At 68.5% G+C, this 15,368-nt stretch carries 13 protein-coding genes; 11 read left to right on the forward strand and 2 right to left on the reverse strand.

Annotated features, from left to right (window positions below):
* The first annotated feature begins 162 nt into the window (after positions 1-162).
* Entirely contained in the window at positions 163-939 is a 777-nt protein-coding gene (locus L8M95_RS11615) for an IclR family transcriptional regulator (protein WP_260486296.1), read from the forward strand.
* A 14-nt stretch (positions 940-953) separates the two neighbouring features.
* Here L8M95_RS11615 and L8M95_RS11620 read toward each other — a convergent pair whose 3' ends face one another.
* A complete protein-coding gene (locus tag L8M95_RS11620; RefSeq protein ID WP_260489238.1) occupies positions 954-1,562 on the reverse strand; it encodes a PadR family transcriptional regulator in 609 nt (202 codons plus the stop codon).
* 287 nt (positions 1,563-1,849) lie between these two features.
* Here L8M95_RS11620 and L8M95_RS11625 point away from each other — a divergent pair, with 287 nt between their 5' ends.
* Positions 1,850-3,400 carry an FAD-dependent oxidoreductase gene (locus tag L8M95_RS11625; RefSeq protein ID WP_260486297.1) on the forward strand — a complete coding sequence of 517 codons (1,551 nt, stop codon included), beginning with the start codon at positions 1,850-1,852 and terminating at the stop codon, positions 3,398-3,400.
* Between the two features lie 73 nt (positions 3,401-3,473).
* Here L8M95_RS11625 and L8M95_RS11630 read toward each other — a convergent pair whose 3' ends face one another.
* Positions 3,474-4,202 carry an IclR family transcriptional regulator gene (locus tag L8M95_RS11630; protein ID WP_260489239.1) on the reverse strand — a complete coding sequence of 243 codons (729 nt, stop codon included), beginning with the start codon at positions 4,200-4,202 and terminating at the stop codon, positions 3,474-3,476.
* Positions 4,203-4,571: 369 nt separating this feature from the next.
* Between L8M95_RS11630 and L8M95_RS11635 the strand changes: the two genes are divergently transcribed.
* From L8M95_RS11635 to L8M95_RS11675, 9 genes are all read left to right on the forward strand, one after another.
* Positions 4,572-5,774 carry an aromatic ring-hydroxylating dioxygenase subunit alpha gene (locus tag L8M95_RS11635; RefSeq protein WP_260486298.1) on the forward strand — a complete coding sequence of 401 codons (1,203 nt, stop codon included), beginning with the start codon at positions 4,572-4,574 and terminating at the stop codon, positions 5,772-5,774.
* 44 nt (positions 5,775-5,818) lie between these two features.
* Entirely contained in the window at positions 5,819-7,003 is a 1,185-nt protein-coding gene (locus L8M95_RS11640; RefSeq protein ID WP_260486299.1) for an acyl-CoA dehydrogenase family protein, read from the forward strand.
* A gap of 68 nt (positions 7,004-7,071) precedes the next feature.
* Entirely contained in the window at positions 7,072-8,037 is a 966-nt protein-coding gene (locus L8M95_RS11645; RefSeq protein ID WP_260486300.1) for a VOC family protein, read from the forward strand.
* On the forward strand, positions 8,034-9,698 hold the full coding sequence (locus tag L8M95_RS11650) for an NAD(P)/FAD-dependent oxidoreductase (RefSeq protein ID WP_260486301.1): 1,665 nt from the start codon (positions 8,034-8,036) through the stop codon (positions 9,696-9,698). The genes L8M95_RS11645 and L8M95_RS11650 overlap by 4 nt, the downstream gene beginning before the upstream one ends.
* Position 9,699: 1 nt before the next feature.
* Positions 9,700-10,668, forward strand: coding sequence for an alpha/beta hydrolase (locus tag L8M95_RS11655; protein ID WP_260486302.1), 969 nt, complete (start codon positions 9,700-9,702; stop codon positions 10,666-10,668).
* A complete protein-coding gene (locus L8M95_RS11660) occupies positions 10,665-11,567 on the forward strand; it encodes an SDR family NAD(P)-dependent oxidoreductase (RefSeq protein ID WP_260486303.1) in 903 nt (300 codons plus the stop codon). Before L8M95_RS11655 ends, L8M95_RS11660 begins: the two co-directional genes overlap by 4 nt.
* On the forward strand, positions 11,564-12,463 hold the full coding sequence (locus tag L8M95_RS11665; protein WP_260486304.1) for an SDR family NAD(P)-dependent oxidoreductase: 900 nt from the start codon (positions 11,564-11,566) through the stop codon (positions 12,461-12,463). Before L8M95_RS11660 ends, L8M95_RS11665 begins: the two co-directional genes overlap by 4 nt.
* Entirely contained in the window at positions 12,460-14,436 is a 1,977-nt protein-coding gene (locus tag L8M95_RS11670; protein WP_260486305.1) for an NAD(P)/FAD-dependent oxidoreductase, read from the forward strand. Before L8M95_RS11665 ends, L8M95_RS11670 begins: the two co-directional genes overlap by 4 nt.
* A complete protein-coding gene (locus L8M95_RS11675) occupies positions 14,433-15,335 on the forward strand; it encodes a crotonase/enoyl-CoA hydratase family protein (protein WP_260486306.1) in 903 nt (300 codons plus the stop codon). Before L8M95_RS11670 ends, L8M95_RS11675 begins: the two co-directional genes overlap by 4 nt.
* Positions 15,336-15,368: the final 33 nt, after the last annotated feature.

Raw genomic sequence — 15,368 nt, forward strand, 5'->3', positions numbered from 1 at the left:
CATCCCCGGGAGGTCTCCCGGGGATGACGTGGTTTTCTGCCGTCTGCTCCAGGTCCTTCCGGGCGATTGTGGGGCGATCTGCATCCTCACGGCCGGACCTGTGCCATATTCCTAATAGAAATAGCCATGTTAAGCCGTATTCGGTGGTGGAGGGTCGATCTGATGACAAGTGTGCAAGAGGCGCCGAGCGCTGTCGGTGATGCTCCCACCGCTGTACTGGATCGGCTCGCCCTGGTACTCGACGCGTTCGACGGGAGCGGGGCCCTGAGCCTCGCCGAGGTTGTCGAACGGACCGGGCTGCCACGGTCCTCGGCCCACCGTATGCTCGACCGGCTCGTCCAGCTCAGCTGGCTACGACGCCGCGGGCGGAAATACAGTCTCGGCCTCCGGCTCGTGGAGCTCGGGTCGTTGGCGGTCCGCCAGGATGACGTCTACGAGGCCGCACTGGAGCCGTTGCGCCAGCTCTATCGTGCCACGGGGATGGTGGTCCACCTCGCGGTGCTCGACGGCGACGACGTGGTCTTACTGGAGAAGTTGGGCGGCAGGCTCTCGTCGCTCGTGCCGACCAGGGTCGGCGGCCGGCTGCCTGCGGCGCGGACGGCGCTGGGGAACGCCATTCTGGCCTTCTCCGGCCGCAACGCGCCGGGCGATGAGCAGATCCGGACGCGTCGGTTCGCGATCGAGCGGAACGCGGTGGCGCCCGGGTTCGGCTGTATCGCCGTGCCCATCGGTCCGGTCGTCGATGCGGCCTCGGCGATCTCCGTCTGCGGACCGACGCGGGATCTGTTCGCCGACTCCCGAATGGTCACGCCGGTTCAGTTGGCCGCAGGTGCGATCTGGCGGAATCTGGCGGCGGGGTCCGCAGTCACACCCGTCATGCAACGTCGTAACCTGCTGAGCTCGCTGCCCACCGCGGCCAGCGTCCGGGCGGAATTCTGACGCCAGCGACCCGGTTACCGGGGATCCACCCCGTCGGTACCCTCTGAGCGCCATGCACCCGGGTGACGGGGGATCGGTATGCCGTTCGCGTCACATGAGGCCGCGGTGCGGAACTTCTCCGCGGCTTCGTCGATATCGTCCAGCAGCTGTAGTGATAGTTCGATCTCGGCTTCGTAGTATCGCTGCGACCACCGCAGACTCATTTCGGAGAACGCCCAGGCCGGCTCGGACTCCGAGTGCTCGGCGTGGCCACGGGCTCGCAGCGCCATCGTCCGCAGGTTCTCGATGTGCGCGGAGACGATCTGCTTCAGCTGTTCGGGGTCGTGTAGATGGCCCATCCACAGCCGCAACATGACGCTGTGTTTGAGGATGGGGGTCTCCACGCGCGTGTCGAGAGACCAACTCCGCAGGGCCGCGACCCCCGTCTCGGTGATGCTGTAGACTTGCCTGCCGCGCACGCCCGCTTCACTGACCCGGCGAGACCGGACGAGAGACAGCTTCTCCAGCTTCTTGAGTTCTGTGTAGACCTGACTGACCGACGGGCTCCAGTAGAAGAACCCGATGCTCCAGTCGGCCCACTTCTTCAAGTCGTTCCCTGTGAGCTCCTCGCCGAACGCGAGCATCCCGAGGACCGCCCAACTGGTCGCCGCCAGGTCGGGGTGGCGATCAACGGAGGACACGGGCGTCAATGTTACAGCCGCTCGGCGCCGGCCAGGGTCTCTGCGGCGTATCCGTCCGCCCAGCGGGACAGGGCCGGGAGGGCCGGGTTCGCCGGCCGTATCGTCCTGGAATCCGTTCGCTATGACGTAGGTCACTCGTGGTGGCGACCCGCCGCCGCAGATGGCCCCCTGAGCAGGACGGATGCCCGGGCCGCATGGCCGGGGCCACGACTCGGTGAGGAGAGAAGACGATGGACGAGACATGGGATTCCGAGTACGACGTGGTGGTGGTGGGGTCGGGGGTCGCCGCGCTGTTTGGCGCGATCGCCGCGGCCTCGAGGGGCCTGCGTACCTGCCTCATCGAGAAGACCGACCGGTTCGGCGGTACGTCGGCGTACTCGGGTGGCTCGGTGTGGCTGCCGGGCAACAAGATCCTCGCCCGCGACGGCCTGGAGGACTCGGTCGAACAGGGCCTGACGTACTTCCGCAGCGTGGTCGGCGACCGCACCGACACCGCGCTGCAGGATGCGTACCTCACCACGGGGCCGCTGGTCGTTGACTTCCTGCAGGACGAACTGGGCATCCCGATGAGCTACCAGCCGTTCCCGGACTACTTCGCTGCCCCCGGACGTCAGGATGCTGGCCGGTCGATCTTCCCCGGTCCGATCAGCGGTGACGAGGTCGGGGTCAGGGCGCGGGACATCCGCCCTCCGGTGCCGGTCGACCAGTTCGGGGTGGAGGAGGACACCACGTCCTTCGAGGGGGGTCGGGCCTGGGTGGCGCGCCTGGTGCTGGGACTCGACGGGATGGACAATGCCGAGCTGCACCTGAACGCGGCTGCGGAGCAGTTGGTGCAGGACGGTGAGGGGCGCGTAGTGGGCGTGCGGGCGAGGATCGGTGACGACGAGATGCTCCTCCGGGCCCGGCGTGGGGTCCTACTGGCTGCCGGTGGGTTCGAGCGGTCGGCGGCGCTGCGTGAGGAGTACCAGCAGATGCCGACCGCAGACTGGACGTCCTCCCACCCCGGCACGGGCGCGGGTGATGCCGTGCGGATGGTGGAGGAGGTCGGCGGTCATCTGGACCTGCTCGACCAGTCCTGGTGGTGTCCGGCCACCTTGTTCCCGAACGGGCACGCCGTCTTCACGCTGGGCTTCCGGTCCGGAATCATCGTCGACTCGACCGGCCGTCGGTTCGCTGACGAGCTGCTCCCTTATGACCAGATGGGGAGGCGGTTGCGGGAGCGGATGGCCGCGGGCGCGGGGGAGTCCTTCTGGTTCATCTTCGATGACGCAGAGGGGGGCGGCTACCCGGCGATCTGTGTCCCCGAGCCGGACGCGGAGGAGTTCCGCGAGGCCGGCCTGTGGCACTCGGCCTCCTCGGTCGAGGGACTCGCCGAGGCAACCGGCCTGGATGCCCGGGCGCTCTCAGAGACGGTGGAGAGGTTTAACAGCCTCGCGGAATCCGGTCGCGACGAGGACTTCGGGCGGGGTGAGGATCCCTACGGTCGGTTCTTCCTGGGCGCAACCGAGGCTTCGCAATGTGTGCGGCCGCTGGACACCGGTTCTATGCACGCCGTGAGAATAGTGCTGGGCGACCTCGGAACAAAAGGAGGTGCGGTGATCGATCAGAACGGATCCGTGCGCCGGGCAGATGGCTCCGCGATCGCCGGCTTGTACGCAGCCGGCAATTCGACGGCATCCGTGTCAGGCGAGGTCTACCCGGGACCCGGCGTGCCGCTCGGCTCGGGGATGACGATCGCCTTCCGAGCCGCCGCCGATATGGCGGGCGCATCCCTGGCGTAGACACGGACAGCTAAGCCCCGGGCTGCTGGCTGGCAGACCGGGGCTCCGCCGTGTGACGGCGGCTCGCGCTGGATCAGTGCTGAGAGAGGTCGGTGGCGACGCACCGGTCCCAGATCTCCCCGGCGACTATTCGTAGCGGTGCCACGAGCTGGCGTGGGTCGAATGACCCGATGGGGGCGGTCACGGACAGCCCAGCGAGATTGCCGTAGGGGTGGTCGGCGGGGCCGATCGAGACACCGACGCAGGCGATACCGGGGAATGCTTCGCCGTGGTCGAAGGCTGAACCGCGGTTTCGGGCGTCCGCGAGTTCTTGTTGGTACGGAGTGAGTCGCTGGGACGGCGGCCCCTGCGGGGAGGGCCAACGGATCTCCGGGAGTCCGGCGGCATTCGCCATGATCATCTTCCCCACCGCAGTGAGGTGGGCGGGCACGCGTTGGCCGACGGCGGTCGGGGTCGGGCCGGACTTCCGGCCGTTGGTCTTGGCGAAGTAGATCGTGTCGCCGCGGTCGACCACGCCCAGTTGGATCGTGTACCCCGTCCGCTGGGCGAATGCGTTCATGGCTGGAACCGCCTGCCGGAGGAGCCGGTTCTGCCGGAGCGCCGAATAGCCCATCTCGTACGCGCTGACGCCCAGTTCGTAGGAATGCTCGGTCGACCTCGCGAGCCAGCCCGCGGTGACGAGCTGATCCAGTAGGCGGTGCACCGAAGACCTGGGCAACCCTGTGGATGCCGTCACCTGGGCCAGGGTCATGGGGCCGGCGTCGCTGAAGGCCCGTAGGACGAGGGAGACGCGTTCGACCATGGACGAGGGGGCCGCGTCCTCCGCGTCCGTCCCCGCCGTCGGTGCGGTGCGCACGGCTCCACGGCGAACGCTGCTCTGAGGGGGCATCTCGGATGCCGGCCGCCTAGTGCTCCGAGGGGGGTTGATCGTGGTCATGCTTCCTCCGCCAGGTTTTTCTTACGTGTGATGTGTATCACGCTGACGGAGCGTCGCACCAATTGGGCCCAGCGGTGGTCGCCGTCCCGCTGAGCGGGACGCCTCTCCGCCGTCCCGCTGGGCGGGAGACGTAGCTCACATCTTCGGCCGTCATTGCCAAGCTGAGCCCATCGCGACGGACTTCGTCGGAGCTCCGACCGACCAGGCAGCGGGGCTCATCGAACAGGAGGAACTGTGACTACAACGCAAGTACGGTCCGGTGGCCAGCGTGACGGGGAGGCAGACGAGGGCGTCCGCCTGATCGACGCCGGCACCCCGCCGGCGCGGTTCGCCCGCGGCTGGCACTGTCTCGGGTTGGTTCGTGACTTCGCAGACGGGAAGCCGCACCAGGTCTCCGCCTTCGGCACCGAACTCGTGGTGTTCGCGGGGGAGGGCGGCGAACTCAGCGTGCTCGACGCCTTCTGTCGGCACATGGGTGGCAACCTCGCCCGCGGCCAGGTCAAGGGAAACGCCATCGCCTGCCCCTTCCACGACTGGCGGTGGCGCGGAGACGGCAAGTGCGTCGGAATCCCTTACGCCCGCCGCGTGCCGCCGGTCGCCAAGACCAAGGCGTGGAAGACGCTAGAGGTCAACGGCCAGCTGTTCGTCTGGAACGACCCGCAGGGGAGCACCCCGCCGCCCGAGCTCACGATTCCGGAGATCCCCACCTACGGCGATCCCGGGTGGACGGACTGGGTGTGGAACACCCTCGACGTGGAGGGTTCCCACTGCCGCGAGATCGTCGACAACGTCGTGGACATGGCGCACTTCTTCTACGTCCACTACGCGATGCCGACGTACTTCCGGAACGTCTTCGAGGGGCACACCGCCACGCAGGTCATGCGTTCGCGGCCTCGCCCCGATGCGGCAACAGTCGAGATGGGCGAGACCAACTACTCGGTGGAAAGCCGGTCTGACGCCACCTACTACGGCCCCTCCTACATGATCGACAAGCTCTGGATCGGCGTCGATCCGGACGGCGACCCCAACGTCTACCTCATCAACTGCCACTACCCGATCTCGCCGACCGCGTTCCGCCTCCAGTACGGCGTAATCGTCGCCAAGCCCGAGGGATACCCGGATGAAGCGGCCCAGGCGATGGCCGAGGGGGTCGCCCAGGGCGTGGCGATCGGCTTCGAGCAGGACGTCGAGGTCTGGAAGCACAAGTCCAGCATCGACAATCCGCTGCTGTCCGAGGAGGACGGTCCCGTCTACCAGCTTCGTCGCTGGTACGAGCAGTTCTACGTGGACGTCGAGGACGTCCAGCCCGAGATGGTCGATCGTTTCGAGTTCGAGATCGACACCGAACGGGCCCTGACCAACTGGCAGGCCGAGATCGACGCCAACCTCGCGGCCGGTCGCACCGCATTCGACCCGGTCGAGGGATCCGCTCAGTAAGCGCCCCCGCCCTTCCTCTCCCTTCAACCAGATCAGGACTATCCATGCCCCACGAAGTGCTCGACCGTATCGTCGCGATGGCGGACACCATCGCCGCTGACGCCGACGCGTCCGACAACCAGACCAGGCTCACCGACGACATGGCCGCCGGCCTGCGTGGGTCGGGGATCATCCGCATGCTGCAGCGCAAGAGTCACGGTGGCTACGAGGCGCATCCCCGTGAGTTCGCAGAAACCGTCATGGGGACCGCCAGCATCTACGGTTCGGCCGGCTGGATCGGCGGGATCGTCGGTGTGCACCCCTGGCAGCTCGCCTTCGCCGATCCCCGGGTGCAGGACGAGGTTCTCGGCGAGGACTGCAACACCTGGATGGCCTCGCCGTACATGCCCAGCGGCCTGGCCGTGCCCGTCGAGGGTGGCTACTGCATGACCGGTAGGTGGCACTTCTCGTCCGGCACCGATCATTGCGACTGGATCTTCCTCGGCGCGATGGTCGCGGACGTGCACGGTCAGATGGTGATGCCGCCGAGGGCTCTTCACGTGATCATGCCCCGCTCGGACTACCACATCATCGAGGATTCTTGGGACGTCGTGGGACTGCGCGGCACCGGTAGCAAGGACATCGTCGTCGAGGACGCCTTCATCCCGGCCTACCGCACGATGGACGCGGGAGGGGTCATCGGCGGTACGACCGCCAAGGAATACGGCGTGACCGAGACCCTCTACAAGATGCCCTGGTCGACGATGTTCCCGCTGGGGATCACCGCAGCCACCATCGGCATCGCCGAGGGAGTCCTCGCCCACGGCCTCGCGTTCCAGCGGGAGAGGGTCGGCGCGGCGGGGACGATGGTCAAAGACGATCCGTACGTGCTGCATTCCATCGGCGAGGCGGCTGCGGAGATCGACGCTGCGCGCCAGCAGTTGTTGAGCAACGTCGACCGGATCTACGACCTCGTCGATGCCGGCAAGGAGATCGACTTCGCCCTGCGCGCCGAGTCCCGTCGCAACCAGGTCCGGTCGGCCTGGCGCGCGGTCCGCGCCGCGGACGAGATCTTCGACCACGCCGGCGGCAGTGCGCTGCGCATGGACAACCCGCTTCAGCGGTTCTGGCGAGACGCTCACTGCGGACTCCACCACGCGATCCACGTCACCAGCACCCCGTATCACGCGGCCGCACTGTCCTCGCTGGGTATCGACGTTCCGCCGGGCCCGCTCCACGTGATGATCTGACCAGCCGCCGCCCCCAATCTCTGCGCCCCATCCCTCGCGACACCCACTCGGACGACAAGGAACACGACATGAATGAGAACGCTGACCGGCGCGCCGGCTTCGGGAACACCGAGATCAGAGGGCTCGGGTACGTCCGGGTCAAGGCGACCGATATGGACCGGTGGCGTGAGCTCGGGTTCGACGTACTCGGTTTCGCCCCCGGCACCGGCGTTGAGGAGGACGCCCTCCACTTCCGGATGGACGAGCGCCTCGCCCGCCTCACCGTCGAGCGCGCGGACGTCAACCGGGTCACCGCCATCGGGTGGGAGGTCCGCGACGCCGCCGCGCTGGCCCGGGTGGCCGCCACGCTCGACGAGGTGGGCCACGAGTACACCGCGATGCCCTTCGAGCTCTGCGAAGCACGCCGCGTCGAAGCCGCCCTCATGCTCAAGGACCCGGGTGGCACCCCGCTGGAGATATTCTTCGGCCCGGTCCTCGACCACAGCCCGGTGATCACGAAGTACGGCCAGCGCTTCGTCACCGGCGACCAGGGAATGGGCCACGTCGTGATGCCCACGATGAACTTCGACGAGTCGTACGCGTTCTACACCGACGTCCTCGGCTTCCTGCCGCGCGGCGCGTTCCGGATGCCGGCCCCGCCGGAGGCCGGCCCGGTCCGGATCCGCTTCCTCGGCATCAACCAGCGGCACCACAGCCTGGCCATCATGCCGGCGCTGCAGGGGATGGACCCCGGACTCATCCACGTGATGGTCGAGGTCGACTCCCTCGACGCCGTCGGCCGGGCCCTGGACTCGGTCGAGTCGCGCAAGTTCCCCGTCTCGTCGACTCTTGGCCGTCACACCAACGACAAGATGGTCTCCTTCTACGTCCAGGTGCCCGGCGGCTGGGACATCGAGTACGGCACCGACGGCCATCCGGTCGATGAGTCGTTCTACACCACCGAGGAGATCTCGGCCGACAGCTACTGGGGCCACGAGTGGGCGTGGGCCAAGGCGATGAAGGAAGAGATGGAGAAGCAGGGCGACGCCTCATGACTCCCGCGACACAGGAATACGACGCGGTCGTCGTCGGCGCCGGGATCTCCGGCCTGTACGCCGTCCACACCCTCCGCAAGCGCGGGATGTTCGTACTCGGCATCGAGTCCGCCGCCGGCGTGGGCGGCACCTGGTATCACAACCGGTACCCGGGGGCCCGCTGCGATGTCGAGAGCATCGACTACTCGTACTCCTTCGACGAGGACCTCCAGCAGGAGTGGACCTGGTCCGAGCGCTTCGCCACCCAGCCGGAGCTGCTGGCCTACCTGGAGCACGTCGCCGAGCGGCACGACCTGGCCCGGTCCTTCGACTTCCTCACCCGGGTCATCGCGGCCGAGTACGACGAGGCCGCGGCCACGTGGACCGTCCGGACGGATACCGGCAGGACGGTGACCGCACGGTTCTGCATCATGGCCACCGGCGTACTCTCCGCCACCAACCGTCCAGAGATCCCCGGCCGGGACGCCTTCACCGGCGAGAGCTACCACACCGGCGAGTGGCCGCACGAGCCCGTCGACTTCACGGGCAAGCGCGTCGCGGTGATCGGCACCGGCTCGTCGGGCATCCAGTCCATCCCCGTGATCGCCGAGACCGCCGCCCACGTGGTGGTCTACCAGCGCAGCCCCAACTACTCGATCCCGGCCGGCAACCGTCCGCTGACCCCGGAGCAGATCGCCGAGGTCAAAGCGACCTACCCGGAGCGGCGCCGCAAGGCGCGGCTCAGCGGGGGCGGGACCCCGTTCACGCCGTACCCCAAGGGTGCGATGGAGGTCGACGACGACGAGCGCCAGCGCATCTTCGACGAGTGGTGGCACCGCGGGGGATACCTCTTCGCCAAGGCCTTCCCGGACCAGACGGTCAACATGGCCGCCAACGACGCCGCGCGCGAGTACGTCGAGGCCAGGATCCGGCAGATGGTCGAGGATCCGGACCTCGCCGACCAGCTCATCCCCACGGACCACCCGATCGGGACCAAGCGCATCGTCACCGACAGCGGGTACTTCACCACGTTCAACCGGGACAACGTCAGCCTGGTCAACCTGCGGCGCACCCCGATCGAGGAGATCACCGAGACCGGGATCCGCACGACCGACGGCGAGCGCGAGCTCGACATGATCGTCTTCGCCACGGGCTTCGACGCCATGACCGGCGCGCTGTCGCGCATCGACATCCGGGGACGCGACGGCCGCGAGCTCCGCGAGGCGTGGGCCGCCGGGCCCAGGACCCACCTCGGCCTGATGGTCGACGGGTTCCCGAACATGTTCATGATGGTCGGCCCGGGCAGCCCGAGCGTCCTGGCCAACATGGTCCTGGGCGCCGAGCAGCAGATGGACTGGATCGCGGCGTGCCTGGACCACCTCCGGGGCCGTGGCGGGGTGGCGATCGAACCCACCCCCGAGGCCGTGGACGAGTGGGTCGCCGAGTGCTCGGCCAAGGCGGCCGGGACCCTGTTCCCCAGCGCGAACTCCTGGTACATGGGGGCCAACATCCCCGGCAAGCCCCGGGTGTTCATGCCGTACATCGGCGGGTTCGCCGCCTACGGGCAGATCCTCGACGAGGTCGCCCGCGACGGCTACCGGGGGATGGTCATCACGGCGGCGGACGGCCCCACCGGGAGCGGCTCGAAGCAGGACGCGCTCGTCGGACACGGGGAGCGCTGACATGGCCGGAGACCGCCGTACCGACCTGCACCCCGACGTGGAGCAGATGCTCGCCACCCTGGAGGCGGGCTTCCCCGACGTCACGCAGCACTCACCGGCCGAGCTGCGCGAGCTGATCGCCTCGCGCCGGGCCCCCCTGCAGCGACAGCCGGACATGCTCGCCGTCGTCGACCTCGTGATCGACGGGCCCGGCGGCGACCTGGCGCTGCGCGTCTACACCCCGCACGCCGCCTCCCCCTCGTCCACGGACGCTCCGCTCGACGTGATCGTCTTCGCCCACGGCGGCGGCTTCGTGTTCTGCGACCTGGACTCGCACGACGAGTTCTGCCGGTCGATGGCCGAGGCCCTGTCCGTGGTGGTCGTGGCGGTGGACTACCGGCTGGCGCCGGAGCACCCGGCGCCCGCGGCCATGGAGGACGTCTACGCGGCCGTGTGCTGGGCGAGTGAGCGGGTCTCCGAGCACGGCGGCGACCCCGCCCGCATCGCCGTGGCCGGCGACAGCGCCGGCGGCAACCTCGCCACCACGGTGTGCCTGGCCGCCCGCCGGCGCGGCGGCCCGGAGATCCTCGCGCAGATCCTGCTCTACCCCGTGATCGACGACGACTTCGAGACGGAGTCCTACCGCCGCTACGGGGTCGGGTACTACAACACCACCACGGCCATGCGCTGGTACTGGGAGCAGTACGCACCGGGCGGCAGCAGCAGCGAACTCGTGATCCCCACCCGGGCGGAGTCACTCGCGGGCCTGCCGCCCGCCCTCGTGGCGACCGCCGAGCTCGACCCGCCGTGCACGTCGGGCGAGTCCTACGCCCGGCGTCTCGCCGAGGACGGCGTCCCGGTGCTCACGCACCGTTTCGACGGGCTGTTCCACGGGTTCCTCACGTTCCCGTCGCTCTCTCTGACCGGGCCGGCGCGCGAGGAGCTGTGGACGCTCATGCGCCGCGTGCTGGACGGGGAGGTGACGTCGTGACGGGCCGGTTGGACGGACGCGTCGCCCTGGTCACCGGCAGCAGCCGGGGGATCGGTCGCGGGATCGCCCGGCGCCTGGCCGCCGAGGGCGCCACCGTGGTGGTCACCGCGCGGTCCATGACGCCGTCGGCCTCGATCCGCGACGGCCGCGAGCAGGTGATCGGCGGTTCGCTCGCCGAGACCGTCGACCTCATCACCGCCGCCGGCGGCCGTGCCCTGGCGATCCCGGCGGACCTCGAGGACCCCGCGCAGCGCGACGGACTGGTCGACGCCGTGATCGAGCAGGCCGGGGCGCTGGACATCCTGGTCAACAACGCCGGGTTCGCCGACTACTCGCCCATCGAGACGATGGGCATCGACACCTTCGAGCGCACGGTCGAGCACTATCTGCGGGTCCCGTTCCTGCTCACGCAGAAGGCGCTGCCGCACATGCGCGCGGCCGGCCGGGGCTGGATCGTCAACATCGGGTCGAGCACCGGGCTCCCGCCGATCCGACCCTTCCGCGAGTACAACAAGACCTCGGGCGACGTGGTGTACGCCTCCGTCAAGGCCGCCCTGCACCGGTTCACCCAAGGGCTGGCCGCCGAGGTGATGGACGACGGGATCTGCGTGAACGCCGTGGGGCCGTCGACCGCCATCCGCACGCCCGGGGCCGACGACCTGCTCCCCGAGGGGTACGAGGCCGAGCCGGTCGAGTACCTGGCCCAGACCGTGCTGGAGATGTGCACCGGATCGCCCGCCGAGCGGACGGGCCTGGTCACCTTCAGCCTGCACTACCCCTGGTCGCAGGAGGTGCCGGTGTACGACCTGGCCGGGACGACCGAGCTGCCGCGGCTGGAGCCGCCGCAGTGGTGCAACCCCCACATCGCACCGGCGGGGATCGACAGGTGGCGACGATGAACGATGCGCACGCCGAGCTCGACGCCCGGACCCGGTTCGGTGGAGGTGTCGCCGTGGTCACCGGCTCGGCCGCCGGGGTGGGCGAGGGGCTGGTCCGGTACCTCGCGCAGATCGGCATGACGGCCGTCGTGGCGGACATCGATGTCGCCCGCGCCGAGCAGGTCGCCGAGTCGATCCGGGCCGGGGGAGGCCGCGCGGTGGCCCGCCACGTGGACGTGGCCGACCCCGGTTCCGTCGACGACCTGGCCGAGTGGGTCGTCACCGAACACGGGGGAGTGGACCTGCTCATCGCCAACGCCGGCGTCGAGTCGGCCGGACTGCTGTGGGAGATCGACCCGGAGCGCTGGCGCAGGGTGATGAACGTGAACGTCGACGGGGTCTTCCACTGCGTGCGGGCGTTCGTCCCCCGGATGATCGCCGCCGGCACCCCGTCCTGCGTGGCCACCGTGTCCTCGGTCGGCGGGATCAACAGCGTCGCCGTCCAGTCGCCGTACATCGTGAGCAAGTTCGCGGTGGAGGCCATGACGGAGGCGCTGCACCAGGACCTCGCCGTGGTCGGCGCGCCGATCCAGGTCAGCGTGCTCATCCCGCACTCGATCCGCAGTGAGATCTTCCGCGCCGCCAGGCGCGACGCCCCCACCGGGAACCCGGTGGCCAACGCCGTGTTCGACGCCATGCAGCGCGACAACGAGAGCACGGGTCTGGACCCGCTCGTCGCCGCCGAGCGCATGGTGGGGCAGCTCGCGCGCGGCGACTTCTGGATCCACTCCGACGACAGGCTGTGTACCGCGGCGCTCGAGCGCCGCGCCCGGCAGCTCCTCGACTCCTCCCCACCGGCAGACCCGCGCGCCATGCTCGACCGCATGGGCGTGCCGCTCCCGAAAGGCGTCCAATGACCAGCACCACCTCCAGCCGTAGCGCCGGCGAGTCCACCCGGGACCAGGGCGGGACGGCCGCCGACGCAGCCCGCCTGCACGAGGCGATCGACACGTGCGACCCGGCGCCCCTGCTCATGTCGCTCGTCCATGTGACCGGGGACAGTGGGCTTCTGGACAGATTCGAATCGCGACTGGACTTTCCCGAACCCGGTAATCACTACAAGTCCGGAATCGCCCCGGTGTCGCCACCGGGCGAATACCCGGAGGACATGGTGGCAGAGATCCGGGCCCTTGCTCGTGAGGTCCTCGGGTCCGATATGCGAGACCGGCTCGGGACCCCCGATCCGGAGCTCTTCGGGCGCATGGCTCGCATCGCCACCGCGGAACGCGTCGATTCCGAGTTCCTGCCACTGTTGCGCGAACAGTCCGGCTTCGAGCCCGCCGTGCGCCGGGTTCCTGTGACCGTGGCGGCGCCGGCGGAGTTCTCCGTGATCGTGGTCGGCGCGGGGATCGTGGGAATCAATGCGGCGATCAAGCTCGGCGAGGCCGGCTTCACCTACCGGGTGTTCGAGGGCAGTGACGAGATCGGGGGCACCTGGTCCACCAACACCTATCCCGGTGCTGCTGTCGACACCCCGAGCCACTACTACTCCTACTCCTTCGAGTTGAACCCGAACTGGTCGAAGTACTACCCGCCGGGGCCCGAGTACCAGCGCTATCTGCGCGGGGTCGTCGAGTCGTACGGGATCGAGGAGAACATCGAGTTCAACACCCGTGTCGAGAGCATGACCTGGTGCGAGTCGGATCGTCAGTGGGTGGTGACCACCACGGGGCCGGACGGCACCCGGACGAGCCACCGCGCGTCGGCCGTGATCACCGCGCTCGGCATGCTCAATTCGCCCAACATCCCCGACGTCCCCGGATTGGAGGACTTCGCGGGTGAGGTCGTGCATACCGCCAGGTGGGGGAATGGTCCCGACCTCGACGGGAAGCGGGTGGTGGTCCTGGGAACCGGGTGCACCTCGGTGCAGTTGGTGGCGTCGATCGTCGATCGTGTCGGCTCTCTGGACGTCGTCATGCGGTCGCCCCATTGGGTAGTGCCGGAACGGACCGTGAAGAACGACGTCCCCGAGGGGCAGAAGTGGGCGCTCGCGCACATTCCACGTTTCCACGAGTGGTTCCGGCTGCGTTCGTACTGGTTTGCTTCTGACAACCTCTACCTCCTGGCCCGGATCGACCCGGAGTGGGCGAAGGACCACTTCTCCGCCTCCCCGGCCAACGAGATGGTCCTGCGTAACGCGATGAAGTACCTGCACGAGAGCTTCCCCGACAGGCCGGATCTCGTCACCAAGCTGACGCCGGAGTTCCGGCCCTACGGCAAGCGCATCGTCAAGGACCCCGGGTTCTTCCAGGCGCTCAAGCGGGAGAACGTCACCCTGCACCGGGCTTCGTTCGAGCGGGTCACCGCAGACGGGGTCGTCACGACGACAGGGGAGTTCATCCCCGCGGACGTGATCATCTTCGCCACCGGTTTCCAACTCGAGTTCACCACCGGCATGACGATCACGGGGCGGCAGGGCCGCACTCTCGCGGACGAGTGGGACGGTGGGCAGGACCCTCGCGCCTACCTGGGGATCCAGGTCGCCGGGTTCCCCAACCTGTTCGTGACGTCCGGCCCGAACTCGGCGCCCAACCACGGGGCCGGACACAACCTGATGAGCGAAGAGCATGTTCATTACGTCATCGAGTGCCTCCAGTATCTGTTGGAGAACGGTCACGACGCCATGGACGTGAGGCCGGAGGCGATGGAGGAGTACAACCACCAAGTCGACGAGGAGCTCGACAAGACCGTGTGGATGCACCCGGGTGGAGGGGCCGGCGGGTACTACCGCAATGCGCAGGGGCGGTCCGTGGTGGCGTGTCCCTGGCGCCTGGTCGACTACTGGGAGATGCTGCGCCAACCCGCACCCGACGCACTGGAATTCCTGTGAGTTCCGACGGGGCCGACACCACGACGTTCTCACTCCTCCGGACCGACCTGCGGGACGGCGTCCTGACCATCACCCTCGATCCGCCGAGCGCGCTCAACGCCTTCACCGTCGAGATGGGTACGGAACTCGTCAGAGCTTTCGAGGCCGCCAGTGCTGACGACGAGGTGGGAGCGGTCATCGTGACAGGGGCTGGACGTGCCTTCTGCGCGGGGATGGACCTGACAGCCGAGGGCAACGTCTTCGGTCTGGACGAAGGACTCCGGCCGGATATGGAGGACATGGTCTCCCGCCGCGAGGACCCGGAGGTGCAGAGCGGGGTGGCGGACTCCGGAGGCAAGGTGTCTCTCGCCGTGTACGCGTGCACGAAACCGGTGATCGCGGCGATCAACGGACCAGCCGTCGGCATCGGGGCCACCATGACGTTGCCGATGGATTTCCGCATCGCGTCCCGCTCGGCCCGGATCGGGTTCGTGTTCTCCCGTCTGGGGATAGTCCCGGAGGCGTGCTCCACGTGGTTCCTCCCCCGACTTGTCGGGGTCAGCAGGGCTCTGGAGTGGTGCTTCTCCGGGGAGATCCTCACGGCAGATGAGGCCAGGGATGCGGGCCTGGTCCGAGACGTGGTGGACGACGACGAGCTGCTCGACACCGCGCACAGACTCGCGAGGAAGGTGTCCAGCGGGAAATCCAGGGTCGGGATAGCTCTGACCCGCCAGATGATCTATCGCAACAGTGCCGAGCGGAGCCCTTCGGCCGCTCATTCGGTGGAGTCGCTCGCCGTGTTCTACACGTCGATCGGAGACGGGAAGGAAGGTGTCCAGGCCTTTCTGGAGAAGCGGGAACCCGCGTTCAGATCTTCGGTGCCCGAGGACCTTCCCCCGTTCTACCCGTGGCAACGCTGAGGACGTCCGGGGGAGCACATCCGTGAGACACAC

This window comes from Dietzia sp. B32 (assembly GCF_024732245.1).
Classification (GTDB): Bacteria; Actinomycetota; Actinomycetes; order Mycobacteriales; family Mycobacteriaceae; genus Dietzia.

Coding starts and splice junctions, on each gene's coding strand:
- L8M95_RS11615 (WP_260486296.1), top strand. CDS start 163: ATGACAAGTGTGCAAGAGGCGCCGAGCGCTGTCGGTGATGCTCCCACC.
- L8M95_RS11620 (WP_260489238.1), bottom strand. CDS start 1,562: ATGCTCGCGTTCGGCGAGGAGCTCACAGGGAACGACTTGAAGAAGTGG.
- L8M95_RS11625 (WP_260486297.1), top strand. CDS start 1,850: ATGGACGAGACATGGGATTCCGAGTACGACGTGGTGGTGGTGGGGTCG.
- L8M95_RS11630 (WP_260489239.1), bottom strand. CDS start 4,202: ATGGTCGAACGCGTCTCCCTCGTCCTACGGGCCTTCAGCGACGCCGGC.
- L8M95_RS11640 (WP_260486299.1), top strand. CDS start 5,819: ATGCCCCACGAAGTGCTCGACCGTATCGTCGCGATGGCGGACACCATC.
- L8M95_RS11645 (WP_260486300.1), top strand. CDS start 7,072: ATGAATGAGAACGCTGACCGGCGCGCCGGCTTCGGGAACACCGAGATC.
- L8M95_RS11650 (WP_260486301.1), top strand. CDS start 8,034: ATGACTCCCGCGACACAGGAATACGACGCGGTCGTCGTCGGCGCCGGG.
- L8M95_RS11655 (WP_260486302.1), top strand. CDS start 9,700: ATGGCCGGAGACCGCCGTACCGACCTGCACCCCGACGTGGAGCAGATG.
- L8M95_RS11665 (WP_260486304.1), top strand. CDS start 11,564: ATGAACGATGCGCACGCCGAGCTCGACGCCCGGACCCGGTTCGGTGGA.
- L8M95_RS11670 (WP_260486305.1), top strand. CDS start 12,460: ATGACCAGCACCACCTCCAGCCGTAGCGCCGGCGAGTCCACCCGGGAC.